13 protein-coding genes are annotated in these 15,755 nt (G+C 70.8%); 4 read left to right on the top strand and 9 right to left on the bottom strand.

Translation table 11 applies throughout. From position 1 onward, the window contains the following. Window positions 1–58 precede the first annotated feature (58 nt). Window positions 59–1,651, top strand: coding sequence for a HEAT repeat domain-containing protein (locus tag K8625_RS32115; protein ID WP_223784855.1), 1,593 nt, complete (start codon window positions 59–61; stop codon window positions 1,649–1,651). 9 nt (window positions 1,652–1,660) lie between these two features. On the opposite strand, the gene K8625_RS32110 is transcribed toward K8625_RS32115, so the two are convergent. The 4 genes from K8625_RS32110 to K8625_RS32095 form a co-directional block, all read right to left on the bottom strand. Then, window positions 1,661–3,772: an FUSC family protein gene (locus K8625_RS32110; protein WP_223784854.1), complete on the bottom strand. Its 2,112-nt coding sequence runs from the start codon at window positions 3,770–3,772 to the stop codon at window positions 1,661–1,663. Window positions 3,773–4,523: 751 nt separating this feature from the next. Next, window positions 4,524–5,213: a dienelactone hydrolase family protein gene (locus K8625_RS32105; protein ID WP_223746420.1), complete on the bottom strand. Its 690-nt coding sequence runs from the start codon at window positions 5,211–5,213 to the stop codon at window positions 4,524–4,526. A gap of 136 nt (window positions 5,214–5,349) precedes the next feature. Beyond that, the gene (locus K8625_RS32100; RefSeq protein ID WP_223746419.1) at window positions 5,350–6,714 is read right to left on the bottom strand and encodes an LETM1 domain-containing protein; all 1,365 of its coding nucleotides are present in this window, start codon (window positions 6,712–6,714) and stop codon (window positions 5,350–5,352) included. Window positions 6,715–6,915: 201 nt separating this feature from the next. Then, window positions 6,916–7,761 carry a metal-dependent hydrolase gene (locus K8625_RS32095; RefSeq protein ID WP_223746418.1) on the bottom strand — a complete coding sequence of 282 codons (846 nt, stop codon included), beginning with the start codon at window positions 7,759–7,761 and terminating at the stop codon, window positions 6,916–6,918. Window positions 7,762–7,977: 216 nt separating this feature from the next. On the opposite strand from K8625_RS32095, the gene K8625_RS32090 reads away from it, so the two are divergent. From K8625_RS32090 to K8625_RS32080, 3 genes are all read left to right on the top strand, one after another. Further along, window positions 7,978–9,828 carry an HSP90 family protein gene (locus tag K8625_RS32090; protein ID WP_223784853.1) on the top strand — a complete coding sequence of 617 codons (1,851 nt, stop codon included), beginning with the start codon at window positions 7,978–7,980 and terminating at the stop codon, window positions 9,826–9,828. After that, window positions 9,828–10,946, top strand: a complete 1,119-nt coding sequence (locus tag K8625_RS32085; protein ID WP_223746416.1) for a hypothetical protein — start codon at window positions 9,828–9,830, stop codon at window positions 10,944–10,946. Before K8625_RS32090 ends, K8625_RS32085 begins: the two co-directional genes overlap by 1 nt. Before the next feature lie 290 nt (window positions 10,947–11,236). Next, complete coding sequence (locus tag K8625_RS32080; RefSeq protein WP_223746415.1) at window positions 11,237–11,521, top strand: hypothetical protein; 285 nt, start codon at window positions 11,237–11,239, stop codon at window positions 11,519–11,521. Window positions 11,522–11,605: 84 nt separating this feature from the next. Here K8625_RS32080 and K8625_RS32075 read toward each other — a convergent pair whose 3' ends face one another. The 5 genes from K8625_RS32075 to K8625_RS32055 all read right to left on the bottom strand — a co-directional run bounded on the left by K8625_RS32075 (window position 11,606) and on the right by K8625_RS32055 (window position 15,740). After that, entirely contained in the window at window positions 11,606–11,974 is a 369-nt protein-coding gene (locus K8625_RS32075; protein WP_223746414.1) for a VOC family protein, read from the bottom strand. Beyond that, on the bottom strand, window positions 11,971–12,405 hold the full coding sequence (locus K8625_RS32070) for a MarR family winged helix-turn-helix transcriptional regulator (protein ID WP_223784852.1): 435 nt from the start codon (window positions 12,403–12,405) through the stop codon (window positions 11,971–11,973). Before K8625_RS32070 ends, K8625_RS32075 begins: the two co-directional genes overlap by 4 nt. A gap of 134 nt (window positions 12,406–12,539) precedes the next feature. Further along, entirely contained in the window at window positions 12,540–14,921 is a 2,382-nt protein-coding gene (locus K8625_RS32065) for a Tex family protein (RefSeq protein WP_223784851.1), read from the bottom strand. 45 nt (window positions 14,922–14,966) lie between these two features. Next, on the bottom strand, window positions 14,967–15,512 hold the full coding sequence (locus K8625_RS32060) for a GNAT family N-acetyltransferase (RefSeq protein WP_223746411.1): 546 nt from the start codon (window positions 15,510–15,512) through the stop codon (window positions 14,967–14,969). 48 nt (window positions 15,513–15,560) lie between these two features. Continuing rightward, window positions 15,561–15,740, bottom strand: a complete 180-nt coding sequence (locus tag K8625_RS32055) for a hypothetical protein (protein ID WP_223746410.1) — start codon at window positions 15,738–15,740, stop codon at window positions 15,561–15,563. Window positions 15,741–15,755 lie beyond the last annotated feature (15 nt).

Below are 15,755 nucleotides of genomic sequence, written 5' to 3'. Positions count from 1 at the left end.
GACAGGAGGTTTACGACTCCGGACAGGACAACCCCGCAGACGACGCCCAGGAGCCTCGATGAGCCGCCCCCTCGCAGCGTGGTGTGTTGCCGCTGTTCTCTGTTTTGTCGCCTGTAAGTCGGACCCGAACTCGCCCGACTACTGGGCCGGGACGCTCCAGCAGACGCGGCGAGCCGAGGACCGGGTGCGCCTCATCGAGGCGATGCGGACGAAGACGAAGGTCAACGAGAGCTTCCTGCCCATGCTGCACGAGGCGCTCTCGCAGGAGCGCAAGCCCGAGGTGAAGGCGGCGCTGGCCCGCGCGATTGGCGACGTGCACCACGCCTCGTCGGTGGAGGCGCTGTCGGCGGCCATCGACCCGGCCGCGGGCGACATGTCCTCGCAGCTGGCGAACAAGGCGATGGTGACGGCGCTGGGCGCCATCGGCGACGTGCGCGCCGTGCCCGCGCTGGTGCCGCTGTTGAGGGCCAAGGACACGTACGCGCGCATCGAGGCCATTCAAGTCCTGGGGAGCATGAAGGCGAAGGAGGCGGTGGAGCCGCTCATCGTCCTGGCCACGGACGAGGGCGTGGAGCCGTTCCTCAACAAGAAGGCCATCGAGGCGCTGGGCCACATCGGTGACGGCCGCGCGGCGCCGGCGCTCATCCGGATGCTGACCAAGGAGCGCAAGGGCAAGTCCTTCTACGTGGAGAGCAGCTTCGCGCTGTTCCAGCTGGGCCAGCCCGCGGCGGACGCGCTGCTGCCCGCGCTGGAGGGGCGTGACGCGGAGCTGCTCGCGTGGGCGAAGACGAACGGCGTCAACCCGGCCAGCTACCCGATGAAGGCGGCGACGGTGCTGGGGGATTTGCGTGAGAAGCGCGCGGTGGAGCCGCTGCTCAAGCTGCTGTCGTTCTCGCACTCGGACGTGCAGATCCAGGCGCTGGTGCGGATGCAGGCGGCGGACGCGCTGGGCCGCCTGCGCGCGACGGAGGCGGTGAAGCCGCTGACGACGCTGGTGCTGGAGACGGACCCCACGGTGCGTGACGCGTACGTGAAGGCGCTGGTGCGGCTGGGCGGCCGCGACGCGCTCCCCGCGCTGGAGAAGGCCGCGGGCACGGGTGACTGGTATGCGCGCGAGGTGGCGGTGAAGGGGCTGGCGATGTTGGGTGACGCACGCGAGCAGCCCATCCTGCAGAAGCTGGCCACCGGTGAGCCGGCGCACACCGCGGCCGACTGCAAGGCCACGCAGGAGGAAGGCTGCGAGGACGCGGCGGGGCTGGGCAAGAAGCGCGCGGATGAAATCACCGCGCACGCGGCGCTGCTGGAGGCGGGTCAGGCGTGCACGGGCAACGCGGGCTGCTGGGTGCAGCGCATGGACAAGGCGACCAAGCCGATGATGGAGCGCGCGGCGCTGGAGGTGGGGCGCGCTGGCTCGGCGGAGCACGCGCCGGCGCTCGCCGCGAAGCTGTCCGAGCGCGACACGGAGGTTCGCCTGGCGCTCATCCTCGCCATGGGGTGGTTGGTGGACGGCTCGCAGGACGCGGCGAAGAAGGTGCGAGAGACGTCGCTGCCGGACCTGCGCAAGCAGCTCCAGGCCGAGCAGGGCGTCACCCAGTACGCCAGCGTCAACGAGGACCTGCGCCGGCTGCTGGCGCGCATCGAGCGGACCTGATTCGAGGACTCACCCCGTGAGCTGCGGCGCCGCGCGCACAGTGGCCTTGTGAAGCACGGTGAGCTGACGCACCAGCCGGTCCATCTGGGTGCGGGAGAGCACGTCCAGGCCCTCCTGCGCCGCGGACCGGGGCAGCGGGGACGGTGCGCGGCGGTGCTCCACGGCGAGCGCCAGGTCCTCGAGCACGTTGCCCGCGTAGCCAATGACGGGCGCCAGGTCCTTGCGCCCCTGCCGACTGGCGGCGAGCGCCGTCACCGCCGAGCCGAAGCGCCGGGCATACGCGAGCAGCGCCATGGCGGGCTCGAGCTGGTGTGAGGAGCCGCGCCACTCGGAGAGCAGCCGCTGGAAGGAGGCCTCCGCGGACAGCAACTGGAGGCCCAGCTTGCGCCGCGCCTCGCGCACCTGGGGCTCCGCGTCCGAGCGCGCGGAGGCCACGCTCAACAGGTAGTCGCGGTCGGCGCGCAGCGCGTTGGCCACCTCCTCCGGGAAGCGCGAGTGCTCGGGGCTGGGCCACAGGAGCCACGCGCCCACCAGGGCCAGCACGCCGCCGAGCAGCGTGTTGATGACGCGCACTCCGGCCAGCTCCCAGTCTCCGGTCTGGATCTCCGCGAGCAGCACCAGCGCGGGCGCGAGCAGCACCTGGAAGGCCGCGAGGCTCATGGGCTTCACGGCGATGGCCACGGCGAAGAACGCCATGATGGCGCCGAGCAGCACCACCGGGTCCCTCACGAGCGCCACCAGCCCCGCCGCCAGCGCGCCACCGAGCAGCGTGCCCGCGGCGCGCTGCACCCCGCGCTCGAAGGTCATCCCCGAGTAGGGCTGGAGTACGACGATGACGGTGATGATGACCCAATAGCCGTGATTCAGCCCGAGTCCGCGCACGAGCGCGGTGGCGAGCGCGGCGGTGATGCCCAGGCGAATCGCGTGGCGGAAGATGACGGAGTCGGTGCCCCAGTTGTCGCGCAGGGGCTCGAGCAGGGGACGGCTCCGCGCCGACGCGGGATGCGGCCCCATGGGCAGGTCCGACTCGACGGGGCCGCCGTCCTCCAGGTGGTTGGCCACCTCCAGCAGGGCCTCCGAGTATTCGCGCAGACGGACCAGCAGGGCCTCCGCATGTGAGTACGCGGCGCGCGCGGAGTCGGGCAACCGGCCCTCGGTGACAAGGGACGCGAGCGCGCGACGGACCCGGTCCGTGCTCCAGACCGAGGACTCCACTTCGCGCTTCTCCTGTTCCAGCGCGCGGGCGATGTGCAGGAGGTCCCGCGAGTGGTCCGCGAGCGCTCGCTGGATCTCGGCGCGCAGGGCGTGGAAGCGAGGCTCGCGGGGCGCGAGCTCCAGGGTCTCCGGCAGCGCGACCAGCATCGCGAGCAGCGCGTCCGCGCCTTCGAGCAACACGAGCAGGTGCTCACCCCGGTTGCTCTCACCCGCGCGGTTGCGGCGGGTGGAGGCCAGCACGCTTCGCGCGTCCTCGAGCGACATGCGCACGCGCGACTCCCAGTCGACGACCTCCACCAGGTTGGCGGGGGGAGGCGGACCCTCGAGTGGCCAGCGACCGACCTCCTCGGCGCGGGAGGCCAGCGCGCGGTAGCAGCGGGAGATGGCGAGGCGCGCGGGGCGATAGGGGCGCAGCGGCCAGAGCACCAGCGCGAGCATCATGGCCCACAGGCCACCGAGGATGAACAACCCGGAGCGGGACAGCGCGTCGGCGAAGCCCTGCGCGGGCAGCGCCAGTGAGACCACCGTGTAGTTGGCGAGCACCACGCCCATGAGTCCGGGGGTGTCGCCATAGGAGCGCGCGAAGCCGCACGCCGTCACCCAGGCGAGGGTGAGCAGGACATCGGCCCAGTCGGGGAGCTGCAGCGCGGACACGAGCCCCATCACTGCGCCCAGGAGCGTCATCGCGCCCATGTTGATGGCCCTGTCGCGGTAGGGACCGCCGCGGTCCACGAGCGTGACGAAGAGGCCCGCCATGCCCACCCACGTCACGGCGGGCAGGTGCTGGGTGGCGGCGACCACCATGGGCAGGCCCACCGCGAGCGCCGCGCGCAGGCCCGCACCGAGCGCGGGGCGCACGGGCTCCACCCGGACGAACGACTCCAAGTGGCGCCGGAACACATTCATGGACCTCGCGACTCCCTCATCACGCCCCTCCACGCCACATCCCCGGAGTAACGCCCGGGCACAACGCCCGCCATGCGAGGCGACGAGCGCCATCGCCCCATACGTGAGGCATCGATAAGCCACGGAGATGAGGAACGCCGTGCGGACGAGCGCTGCGCGGTCCAACGCACGTTCCGTTCAAGCCCCCTGCGCCCATCCGGCTCCGCCATGGCCGGATGGCGCGTCGAGAGGAACAACATCCACCGACAACCTCCCGCAGTCGCGGTGTCCCCGCTTGTCCAACGTGTGACGAGAGAGAGGCCACCGCCGAACCACCCGGGCAGCGCCATCGCGCCTGTCCGTCCCGTCGCTTGCGTGGAGGCACCTGGACGGCTCGCACACCGCCACTGAATGCAGTAGGGCGAGCCCGAATGAGAAGCACTCGCGCCGCCCGACGCATCCTCTTCACCCGGACACGTCACGCAGGGGACTCGCGCGGCACCCGTCCTTCTCATCGCACGCGCGGAGGCGCCTGGGCCGCTCGCACCCCGCCACTTCACGCAGTGGGGCGAGCCCCCATGCGAGGTACTTGCGCTGCCCGACGCGCCCTCTTCACTGGGACACGCCACGCGGCGCCCTCGCGCCGCACCTGTCCATCCCATCGCTTGCGCGGAGACACCTGGACAGTCCGCGCACCGACGCAGCCCCCAGAAGCGCGCGCCCTCAGGAGGAGCGCTCGCGCAATCCGACGCAGCCTGAGCTCCGACCCACGTCACGCGGTGCCCTCGCTCCACTCGACGACCCCGGGCCCCGCGACCGCGCGGAAGCAATCCGAGAACCACGCCGCCGCCATGCGCGCCGCGCGCGCCCGTGGCTCCGCCTCCTCGAACCGCCGGCTCGCGCCCTCGACCAACTGGAGCCCCTTGCGCACCCCCGGCGCCAATCCATCGAACACCCGCCGCGCGAGCATCGCCCGGTCCGCGTCCTCCCCTGCCCCGAGCACCAGCGTGGGCACGCGCACCTCCGCCACCACCGAGCCCGCCTTGTCCGGTCTGCCCCCCAGCGTGACGACCGCCTGCACACCCCGAGGCTGATGCGCCGCCGCCACCAGCACCGCGGCCGCGCCCAATCCCATCCCCAAGAATCCCACGGGCAACAGCGACAACACGTCGTCACGCTGCAACCAGTCGCGCGCCACCTCCAGCCGATGCGCGATGAGCTCCACGTGCGCGCCCTCGCGCACCGTCCAGTCCTCGGCCTGCTCCTCGTCCGCGGTGCGCCAGTCGAGCCCCAGCGTCGCGAGCCCCGCCGCGTGCAGCACCTCGCGCACGGAGGAGTCCTTCGCCAGCTCCTCGTCCCCCACGAGCATCACCAGGCCGCTCGCCCGCTCGGGGACACACAGGAACCCCGCCAGCAGGCGTCCGGCGACGCCGACCTCCACATCACGCTGATGGACGCGCATCGGCCTTCCTCCCGCGGGGAATGGGCGCCACGCGGGCCCGGTCCGCCCACTGAAGCTGGGGACCGTCCGCGCCGATGGCAGCGCCTTCACGCCAGGAGCCAGGGCAGGCCGACATCCAAGCGGCCGACCTCCCGTCTCACCCCGCCTCGCGCTCCGGGCCGAAGTCCTCGACATCGTCGGGGAGCACGTCAGGCACGTCGTCGTCCTGGAACGCGCTGGGCAACAGGCTGAACGGCAGCAACTTGGCCAGCGCCGCCAACAGCAGCAACCCACCGGGCGCCGCGAAGATGGCGAGCGCGGGAATCGCCTTCGCCACGTCGATGAGCTGCGCGCGCATGCGCTGCCGCTCGTCCTCCGTGAGCTTCTGACGCCGCGCCACCTTCGCCACCAGCACCGCCAGGTCCCCCGTCTCGCGGACCTCCTGCATCAGCCGGTAGAAGTTCTTCTCCAGCGTCTCCTGCATGCCGGCCACCATGTCGTCACCCATGGCGCTGGCCGCGTCCCGCACCGTGAACACATCCACGATGGAGCGATGGCGCGCGTAGAACTCCGCCATCTCCAGCTCCAGCCGATGCAGCTCCTCCTTCGACACGTGCAGCGCGTCTGCCAGCGTGTCGATGAAGGCCCGCTCCCGCCGCGTGCGCCGCCCGTCCACCAGCGCCGCCAGCAGCGTCTGCTCCAGCAGGAAGTGGCGCATGTCCACGCTGCGCACCTGGCGCACCACGTCCCGCACCGAGCGCCGCCGCTCGAAGGACTGCTTCACCGCTGACTTCAGCTCGGACGCCATCGCCGCCGGCAGCCGCAGGTCCTCCACCTGCTTGAGGATGGCCCGCCGCGCGGGCGTCCCCGGCAACCGGTCCACGCACGCCAGCCCCGTCAGCACCTCCACCAGCAGCGCCTTCTGCTTCGACGCGAAGTCCAGCCGCCGCCGCGTCTGCTCGCGCGACAAGCGCCCGCTCGCGAAGTAGTCGATGGCCTGCCGACAGAACAGCTGCGCGTCCGCGTACTGCGCGCCGTTGTGCAGCACCAGCCCGTACACGGGGTCACCGGCCAGCGTGGGCTCGCGCTTGCGCAGCGCCATCTCCACCTTGGCCACCTGCCGCTTCGTCACCGGCGTGCCCTGGGCCAGCTGCTCCGCCAGCACCTCCGCCAGCACCAGCTCCCCGCCCAGCACGCAGAAGAGCACCAGCAGCTGCTCCACCCGGCGCCCCTCGGGCGCGCCCACCTGCCGCGCCAGCTCCAGCGCGAGCGCCGCCAGCGTGCGCAGCACCGCGTGGAAGAGCTGGTCCTCCAGCGCCTGCGCCTGGAACTCGGTGTCCGGCATCGCGTCCAGCGCCGTGGGCGCGTCCGCGGGAGTGCCGTACAACAACCCGCTGGCGCGCAGGGTGCGCCGCAGATACGCCCGAGCCCGGGCACGCCCGGGCCCCAGCCGCAAGGCGCTCTCCTCCGGAGCGGGCGACCCCAGATGGGCCGCGACCGCCTCGTTGAGGAGCGGGGTCAACCACCCCGCCTTGCTGAAATCCAACACCGGAACACCCCCGGACCCGCCGACGGACGCCTGGAGACGGTCCGCCGGATGTAACCCAGGGGGCCTCCGCGACGCCACCCGGCCTTCGGGAGATTCGACCGCCCGGAGTCAGCCCCTCCAGAACCCAGACTTCTACGGCGCCGGAAGAGTCCCACCCCGGACGCAGACCCGGGCCTACAGCGCCGTGGACTTGCCCGGCTCCAGCTCCAGCACCTTCGTGCCCGGGCGCGTCTTCTTCAGCTCGCCACGCAGCGCATCGGGCGTGCCCTGCAGGAGCGGGAAGGTGCCGAAGTGCATGGGGACGATGCTCTGCACCTTCAGCAGCCGCGCCGCCTGCGCCGCCTCCGCGGGCCCCATGGTGAAGTGCCCGCCGATGGGCAGCATCGCCACCGTGGGCTTGAACTGGGTGGCGATGAGCGACATGGACTCGAACGCGCCCGTGTCACCCGCGTGGTACAGCGTGGGCCCCTTGTCGACCTTCAGCACGTAGCCCAGCGGCGCGCCCGCGTACTGCGCCGGGGCCTTGGGGTCCGCCTGGTAGCTGCTGGAGTGCACCGCCTCCACCAGGTGCAGCGTGACGTCCTTCACCTGGAACGTCCCGCCCGCGTTGGCGCCCACCGCCTGCGTCTCCGGCAGGCCCAGCTGGTTCACCAGCTCGAACGAGCCGAACACCTTGGCGCCCGTCTTCTGCGCCAGCGCCTTGGCCTCGCCCACGTGGTCGAAGTGGCCGTGGGTGAGGAGGATGGCGTCCAGCGCCTCCGGCTGCGGGGCGTCCTTGGGCGCCTTCGGGTTGGTGAGCCACGGGTCGATGGCAATCACCGCCCCACCCGGGGTGCGCACCACGAAGGCCGCGTGGCCCCACCACGTCACCTCCACCTTGCCCTTGGTGGCCGCGGGCTTCGCGGCGTCCGCCTTCTTCGGGGCCGGGGCCGCCGGGGGCGTGGCGGCGTCCTGCGCCATGGCCGTGCCACCGAAGGTCAACAGCGCCCCCACCGCGACTGCCCTGAGCTCGTTCCGCATGGTTGTCCTCTCTCGGGTCGAAAGTCTCGACGTGTCGCCGGGTTGCCACGAGGGCACACCCCCGGCCGGGCCGCCGCTTGGCACTGTCCGGGCGGCCAATCAAGGGCCTGCGCACATCGCCTGCCCCGGGGCGGACAGATGCCCCGGCGGCGCGAAGGCCGCAATCTCGAAAGAACGGTCGACATGACGCCCTCCGGGAAGGATGGTGGACCCAGCGTGGACCACCGATTCCAAGTCAGCCTCCGTGGGGTCATCGACCTCCTGTCCCACCATCTGTACAGCTCCCCCGGCGTCTACCTCCGAGAGCTGCTCCAGAACGCCACCGACGCCATCCGGGCCCGCCAGCACCTGGAGCCCTCCCACACCGGCACCGTGCGTCTGGAGCTGGTGGAGAAGCAGGACGGAGGCCCCCCCACCCTGGTCTTCAGCGACGACGGGGTAGGCCTGACGGAAGAAGAAATCCACCGCTTCCTGGCCACCATCGGCGAGTCCTCCAAGCGCGAGGCCCTGGAGGCCCGCCGCAAGGACTTCATCGGCCAGTTCGGAATCGGCCTGCTGTCGTGCTTCATGGTGTGCGACGAGTTGCTGCTCGTGACGCGCTCGGCACGCGGGGACGGGCGGACGCTGGAGTGGCGCGGCCGGCACGACGGCACCTACGCGGTCCAGGAGTCCGCGCACCCGCTGGAGAAGCCGGGCACGCAGGTGTTCCTGGTGGCCCGAGCGGACATGGCGGAGTGGTTCGCGGCGGAGCGGGTGCGCCAGCTGGCGCGGCACTACGGCGGCCTGCTGCCCTTCCCCATCCAGCTGTCGGTGGGCGGCGAGATGGAGCGGCTGGACGCCGACGGGCCGCCGTGGAGGCGCGAGTACGCGAGCGCGGCCGAGCGTCGCAAGGCGCTGCTCGACTACGGGCGCGAGGTCTTCGAGACGGACTTCATCGACTGCATCCCGCTGCGCTCCGAGGCGGGCGACGTGGACGGGGTGGCCTTCGTGCTGCCGGCGTCGCCGCACTTCAACGCGAAGCAGAAGCACCGCGTGTACCTGAAGCACATGCTGCTTTCGGAGAGCGCGGAGAACCTGCTGCCGGAGTGGGCCTTCTTCGTGAAGTGCGTGGTGAACGCCAACGCGCTCAGGCCCACCGCCAGCCGCGAGTCGTTCTACGAGGATGACTCGCTCGCCCAGGCCCGCGTGGCGCTGGGACAGGGGCTGCGCAAGTACCTGATGGACCTGGCGCACGAGGACCCGCGCGCGCTCCAGCGGCTCATCGGCCTGCATGGGCTGAGCGTCAAGGCGCTGGCGCTGGACGACGACGACTTCTACCGGCTGGTCATCGGGTGGCTGCCGTTCGAGACGTCGCTGGGCGTGACGACGCTCTCGGAGTACCGCCGGGCGTACCCGGTGGTGCGCTACACGTCCACGCTGGATGGCTTCCGGCAGGTGGCGCGGGTGGCGGGCGCGCAGGGGCTGTGCATCATCAACGCGGCCTACACGCACGACGCGGCGCTGCTGGAGAAGCTGCCGCACGTCATCCAGGACGCGCAGGTGGAGCCGTTCTCCTCGTCCGACCTACCGCAGAGCTTCGAGGAGCTGACGCTGGACGAGCGCGACGCGGTGTTCCCGCTGTTGCGCACGGCCGAGCAGGTGCTGGCGCCGTTCCACTGCGGCGTGGCGGTGAAGAAGTTCTTCCCGGCCGAAGTGCCCACGCTCTACAGCTCGGACGAGGAGGGCTCGTTCCGGCGTGACGCCGAGCGGGCCCGCGACGAGTCCGACGACTTGTACGCCAGCGTGCTGGAGGGCGTCATGGCCGCCGCGGGCGGCGAGCCGGTGCAGCTGTGCTTCAACCTGCACAATCCGGTGGTGCGGCGGCTGGCGGCGGTGTCGGACCGGAACATGATGAAGCTGTCGGTGGAGATGCTCTACGTGCAGGCGTTGCTGCTCGGGCAGCACCCGCTGAACGCGCAGGAGATGACGCTGCTGAACCAGGGACTGTTGGGGCTCATCTCCGCGCAATTGGGCACGGGTGGCGGCGGCGAGAGTGACGGAGGCGGAAGCTCGGGAGGGCTGCACTGATGTCGACGGACTGGCGCGAGGAGGCCCAGGCGCTCTGGGACAGGGCGAGCCGGCAGCGCTCCAGCGAGAGCAAGGTGCGGCTGCTGGAGGAAGCGGTGCGGATGGCCGACTCGCACGGCGACGTGCAGCTGGGCTACGAGCTGCGTGACGACCTCATCGACGCGGCGACCTTCGGTGGCTACCCGGACAAGGCGCTGGTGGCCTTCGCGTGGTGCCGGGGTCAGCAGAAGAAGGACCCGGAGCGCTTCGACCCGGAGGCGATGCTCTGGAAGCAGAAGTGGGTGGTGGGGCGCATCAAGGAGTTCCCGCACATCTCCCGCAAGCAGATCGTCGACGCGCTGGACGACATCGAGCAGTGCTTCACCAAGGTGGACGCGGGCAAGCGCTCGGTACTGAAGCTGCGCTACCAGGCCGCGCGGGACATGGGGGATGACGCGGCGGAGGTGGACCGGCTGTGGGAGGCGTGGCTCGCGGCGCCCCGGGACCACCTGACGGACTGCCGGGCGTGTGAGCTGGACGACGAGCTGGACCACCACGTGGAGAAGGGCGAGTGGGAGCAGGCGCTGCGCAAGGCGAAGCCCATCCTGGACGGGCGGGTGAAGTGCGCGGAGATTCCGCACCTGACGCTGGGCACGCTGCTCTATCCCCTGTTCAAGCTGGGGGAGCTGGAGCGCGCGGCGGAGCTGCACCGGCGTGGCTACGCGCTGACGTCGAAGAACCGCGACTTCCTGGCCACGGTGGGAGACCACCTGGAGTTCCTGACGCTGACGGGCAACCTGGCGCGAGGGCTGACGGTGCTGGAGAAGCACCTGGAGTGGACGCTGGACCACGGCAGCTACAATGACCGGTTCATCTTCCTGGTCGCGGCGACGTTCCTGCTGGAGCGCGTGCTGGCGGCGGGAGACCGGGACGTGGTGAGCCTGCGCCTGACGAAGTCGTTCCCCGAGCACCGAGCGGACGGCGGCTACGAGGTGAAGGCGCTGCACGCGTGGATGCGCCAGCAGGCCCAGGCCATCGCCACGCGGTTCGACACGCGCAACGGCACGGACCGCTACGCGCGCAGGCTCGCGCGCATCCAGCGGCTCACCGAGGAAGTGCGCGAGTTCCCGCTCGATTGATGGTGAGAGGCGCCCACGGGGTCATCACGGCCTCGTGGGAATCCACCAGGGATTGATTGGAATCCTGCGTTTGTCTCGCGGTGTCTGTGAAGCAGCCGGCAATCCAGACACAGCCCATACCCTGGCCGGATGGACTTCCCTTACAAGGGTCCTGCGCCCATCCCAGGCGCCCCCGGCGGATGCTTGTCATTCGTCCGGGCACTCGAAGCCAGACAGGACCCACCATGCATCTCGCGAGGCACTCCCTTCTGACGATGTTCGCAGTGGTCGCAACGGCTTGTGGTGGCGGTATGGAGTTGGACGAGGGTGGCGCGACCGAGCCCGTCACGCCGCCCGCCGAGGAGCAGGTTTCGCCCGACACGTCGTCCGAGGACGGCCGGGTCAGCGCGTTCGCCACGTGTACCGGCTATGACGGCAACAACTATTGTCTGGCCGAGTGCAACGACTCCGTCAGCTATTGGTACGTCGTCGGCCACGTCTCCGTGGTGGGCTATGGCAACTGCGCCTCGGCGGCGTTCGATTTCTGCCGGTCCCTTGGCTACAACGGCCACAACGGCGCCTGCTGGGGCTACTAATCGTCAGTCATTGCTTCGCCGCACATGAACAGACGTCATGCCCCACCACGTTTCAGTGGTGGGGTGTGGCGCACGAGCCTGGGCTCAGCACGTCACCTCCCACAGGTGGCCATTGCTGTCATTGAAGTACACGCGGCCCGCGCCACCGAGGGGGTCCTGGGTCTGCCCGTTCGCCGTGTCGAAGTGGTCATTGCCGAAGGGGACGCGCTCGGCCTGGAGCCGCTCCACGACCTCCGCGAATCGCTTCGCGTCGACGCGGAAGGCCACGTGCGAGAAGCGCGGCTCGGACGAGGCCGAGAACAGGACGAAGCACCCGTGGTCCAGGTCGATGCGCCGCATGTCGTCATCGGCGCCCTCGGGGACGGGGGCCTGCGCGCCCAGGATCCGCGCGAGGAATCGGGAGGACGCGTCGACGTCGCGTGCGTCCACGGCCAGGTGGTCCAGCTGCATCATGATGGTTCTCCTTCGAGCTCTGTGAGGGCGGCTTCGAGCGCGGACACCAGCCGCTGCTTCGTGGGCTCCGAGAGGCGAGCGGAGCCCAGGGCGAGCTCCTCGGCGCGCACCTTCTTGAATGCGGTGAGGAAGCGGCTCGCCTTCGGAGTCACCTGGAGCGACTTGCGCCGGCGGTCCTCCGGGTCCTCCCGCCGCGTCACATAGCCGAGCTTCACCAGCCGCTCGGCCATCTGACTCACCGAGGGAAGGGACAGGCCCATCCGCTCAGCGAGGCTCGACAGGGGCTCGCCCGGCTGCTCGCGCACGTGGCGCAGCAGGATGCCCTGGTCGGCCGTGACGCCGTGCTCTGAGAGGAGCGAGAGCACCTGGCCACGCGAGTGCGACACGTGGCCCAGGAAGGATTCGAGGAGGCTGCCGAGCCGTTGGTTCATGCGCCCATATAGTTAACGCGCATGAACCAAATTCGCAAATGCGGGCCGGCCCACAGGCACACAAGGTCCAAAAGAAGGGGCCCATGGGCGCGGGGGCATCTCGAGCACCCGCGCCATCGAGCGGGGGCTCCGCCTCAGCGCTTCAGCTTCGCGAACGGATTGTTGAACGGCTCCGGGCCCTTCTTGTCACCACCACCACCACCCGGCCGCTGACCACCTGACGAGGAGCCCGGGCCCTGCTGTCCCGCAGGCCGCGCGCTCGCTCCACCACCCGGCCGAGGCGCCCCTGCCCCACCCCGGTCCGTCATCCGCCCCGCTCCCGAAGCCCCGCCCACCGCGGGCCTGCCCGAGGGCTGCGCCGCTCCGCCCTCCTGCGCCGCGCGCACCGACAACGCCAGGCGCTTGCGCTGCAAATCCACGCTCAGCACGCGCACCGTCAAGCGGTCCCCGACCTTCACGACCTCGGACGGGTCCTTCACGAACTTCGTCGAGATCTGCGACACATGCACCAGGCCATCCTGGTGCACGCCCACGTCCACGAACGCGCCGAACGCCGTGACGTTCGTCACCACGCCCTGAAGCACCATCCCCTCCTTCACGTCCTCCAGCGTGCGCAGGTCGTCACGCATCGTCGGCGCCGAGAAGTCTCCACGCGGGTCCCGGCTCGGCTTCTCCAGCTCCGCCAGGATGTCCTTCAACGTCATCTCGCCCAGGTCCGGGCCCAGGTACTTCTTCGGGTCGATCTTCCGCACCAGCGACGCGTTGCCCACCAGCGCTCCCACCTCCACGCCCAGATCCTTCGCCATGCGCTCGACCACCGCGTACCGCTCCGGGTGCACCGCGCTCGCGTCCAGCGGCTCGGGCCCTCGCACGCGCAGGAAGCCCGCCGCCTGCTCGAACGTCTTGGGCCCCAGCCCGCTCACCTTCAACAGCTCCCGCCGCGTGGTGAAGCGCCCCTTCGACGCGCGGTGCGCCACCAGCTTCTTCGCCAGCGACGGCCCCACGCCGGACACGTGCTCCAGCAACTGCGGCGACGCGGTGTTCACATCCACGCCCACCGCGTTCACACACGAGTCCACCACCTCGCCCAGCTTCTTCTTCAACAACCCCTGGTCCACGTCGTGCTGGTACTGCCCCACGCCGATGCTCTTCGGGTCGATCTTCACCAGCTCCGCCAGCGGGTCCTGCAACCGCCGCCCAATCGACACCGCGCCGCGCAGGCTGACGTCCATCTCCGGGAACTCGTCACGCGCCACCTCCGACGCCGAGTAGATGGACGCACCCTGCTCGCTCACCGACACCACCGGCACCTGCACGCCCAGCGCCTTCAGCGTGTCGCGAACGAAGGTCTCCGCCTCGCGGCTGCCCGTCCCGTTGCCCACCGCGATGAGCTCCGGCTTGTGCTTCTGCACCACCGCGGACAACAGCTTCGCCGCGCGCACCCGCTCGTCCGCGCTCCGCTCCGAGTACAGCGTCAGCGTCTCCGCCACGCTCCCCGTGTTATCCAGCATCGCCAGCTTGATGCCCGTGCGCAGCCCCGGGTCCAACGCCAGCACCGCCCGAGCCCCCGCCGGCGCCGTCAACAACAGGTGCCGCAGGTTCTCTCCGAACACACCGATGGCCCCCTTGTCCGCGCGCTCCTTCAGCTCCGCGCGCAGCTCCGACTCCAGCGACGGCCCCATCAGCCGCTCCCACCCATCCTCCACCGCCGCGCGCAGCTCCGAGGCGAACAGCGCCTGCGGCTTCGTCACCACCCGGCTCGCGAGCAGCGCCTTCACCTCGTCGTCCGGCAGGTTCAGCCGCACCTTCAACACGCCCTCCTCCTCACCCCGCAGGAGCGCCAGCACGCGGTGGGACGGGGCCTGCGACAGCGGCTCCTCGTGGCCGTAGTAGTTCTCGAACTTGGTGGGCTCGCCCTTCTTCGCCGGCACCACGTCCGAGCGCAGCGTGCCCCGCTTCGCGCACACCTCGCGCGACTCGCGGCGCAGCCCCGCGTCCTCGCTCACCCGCTCCGCGCAGATGTCCCGAGCCCCCGCCAGCGCCGCCGCCAGGTCCGGCACCTCCTTCTCCGCGTTCACGAACGGCCGCACCTTCGCGTCCGCGGCCTCGCCCTTGCGGCCATCCTGCTTCCACAGGAGGTCCGCCAGCGGCTCCAGCCCGCGCTCCCGGGCAATCGCCGCGCGCGTGCGGCGCTTGGGCCGGTACGGCAGGTAGAGGTCCTCCAGCTCGGTGCGCGTCTTCGCCGCCTTCAGCGCCTTCGCCAGCTCCGGCGTCAGCTTCCCCTGCTCCTCCACGGAGCGCAGAATCGTCTCGCGACGCGAGTCCAGCTCGGCGCGCTCGCCGGCCCGGTCCAGGATGGTCTGGATCTGCACCTCGTCCAGCCCTCCGGTGACCTCCTTGCGATAGCGCGCGATGAAGGGGACGGTGGCTCCGTCGGCGTTCAGCGCCAGGGTGCGGTCCACCTGCTCGGGCTTCAGCCCCAGTTCCTGCGACAGCTCAGCGGCGTAGGCGTGCATGACGCCGCTTCTATAACCCGCCCCCCACACGGCTCCCAGCGCGCGTCACCCGCGCCGGCGCGCCTCCCAGTCACTGCGCGACATTCCCCAGAATTGCTGGTCCTTGCGCTCCCCCCGCAGGACGCTGTGCCCCCGCATCGTCCCCTCCAGCGAGAAGCCCAGCTTGCGCGCCACGCCCTGGGAGCCCAGGTTCTCCGACAGCGTCGTCAGCCACACCCGGTGCAGGAACGGCAGCGTGAACAGGCGCTCCAGCATCATCCCCACCGCGCGCGAGCCCAGCCCGCGCCCGTGGTACGCCTCCGCCATCATGTAGCCAATCTGCAGGCGCCCGTGCTCCCGGGACACGTCGCGCGCGGACACCGTGCCCACCCACGCGTCCCCCAGGCGCACGAACCAGCGGAACCCCTTCGCGCGGGGCTCCTCCAGCGTGCCCGCCTCCAGGATGCGCTTCACCAGCACCTCCCGCGAGTCGTCCTCCGTGTCCACGTAGCGCCGGGCTCCGGCCTCGGCGCGCAGCGCCAGCCAGAAGTCCACGTGCTCGGGATGCGCCGGAACGAGCAACAGGTCCGAGGCCACAGCGCCAGTCACCATGCCCGGACTTCTAACCCGTTCCGGCGAGCGGGACACTTCCCGCGGAGCTCAGCGCGTCTTCAGTGTGAGGCGGCTGGGGTCGTGCGTGGCGGTCAGCGTGACGGCGTTCTCGAGCCCCAGGCCCGCGCCACCGACGACGCCCTCCAGCAGCGACGGCTCCACCGTCTCGAGCGCGCGGAGCGTCTCCTTCTTCAGGGTCAGCTTCTTCTTCGGGGACTGAGCGCTCATCGTGCTGCCTTCCTT

The sequence above is a fragment of the Myxococcus sp. AS-1-15 genome (assembly GCF_020037055.1).
Lineage (GTDB): Bacteria > Myxococcota > Myxococcia > Myxococcales > Myxococcaceae > Myxococcus > Myxococcus fulvus.
The sequence above is the reverse complement of the archived record's forward strand: the minus strand, read 5'-3'. Positions and strand labels throughout refer to the sequence as shown.

Coding starts and splice junctions, on each gene's coding strand:
- K8625_RS32115 (WP_223784855.1), top strand. CDS start 59: ATGAGCCGCCCCCTCGCAGCGTGGTGTGTTGCCGCTGTTCTCTGTTTT.
- K8625_RS32110 (WP_223784854.1), bottom strand. CDS start 3,772: ATGAATGTGTTCCGGCGCCACTTGGAGTCGTTCGTCCGGGTGGAGCCC.
- K8625_RS32105 (WP_223746420.1), bottom strand. CDS start 5,213: ATGCGCGTCCATCAGCGTGATGTGGAGGTCGGCGTCGCCGGACGCCTG.
- K8625_RS32095 (WP_223746418.1), bottom strand. CDS start 7,761: ATGCGGAACGAGCTCAGGGCAGTCGCGGTGGGGGCGCTGTTGACCTTC.
- K8625_RS32085 (WP_223746416.1), top strand. CDS start 9,828: ATGTCGACGGACTGGCGCGAGGAGGCCCAGGCGCTCTGGGACAGGGCG.
- K8625_RS32080 (WP_223746415.1), top strand. CDS start 11,237: ATGGAGTTGGACGAGGGTGGCGCGACCGAGCCCGTCACGCCGCCCGCC.
- K8625_RS32075 (WP_223746414.1), bottom strand. CDS start 11,974: ATGATGCAGCTGGACCACCTGGCCGTGGACGCACGCGACGTCGACGCG.
- K8625_RS32070 (WP_223784852.1), bottom strand. CDS start 12,405: ATGAACCAACGGCTCGGCAGCCTCCTCGAATCCTTCCTGGGCCACGTG.
- K8625_RS32065 (WP_223784851.1), bottom strand. CDS start 14,921: ATGCACGCCTACGCCGCTGAGCTGTCGCAGGAACTGGGGCTGAAGCCC.
- K8625_RS32060 (WP_223746411.1), bottom strand. CDS start 15,512: ATGGTGACTGGCGCTGTGGCCTCGGACCTGTTGCTCGTTCCGGCGCAT.
- K8625_RS32055 (WP_223746410.1), bottom strand. CDS start 15,740: ATGAGCGCTCAGTCCCCGAAGAAGAAGCTGACCCTGAAGAAGGAGACG.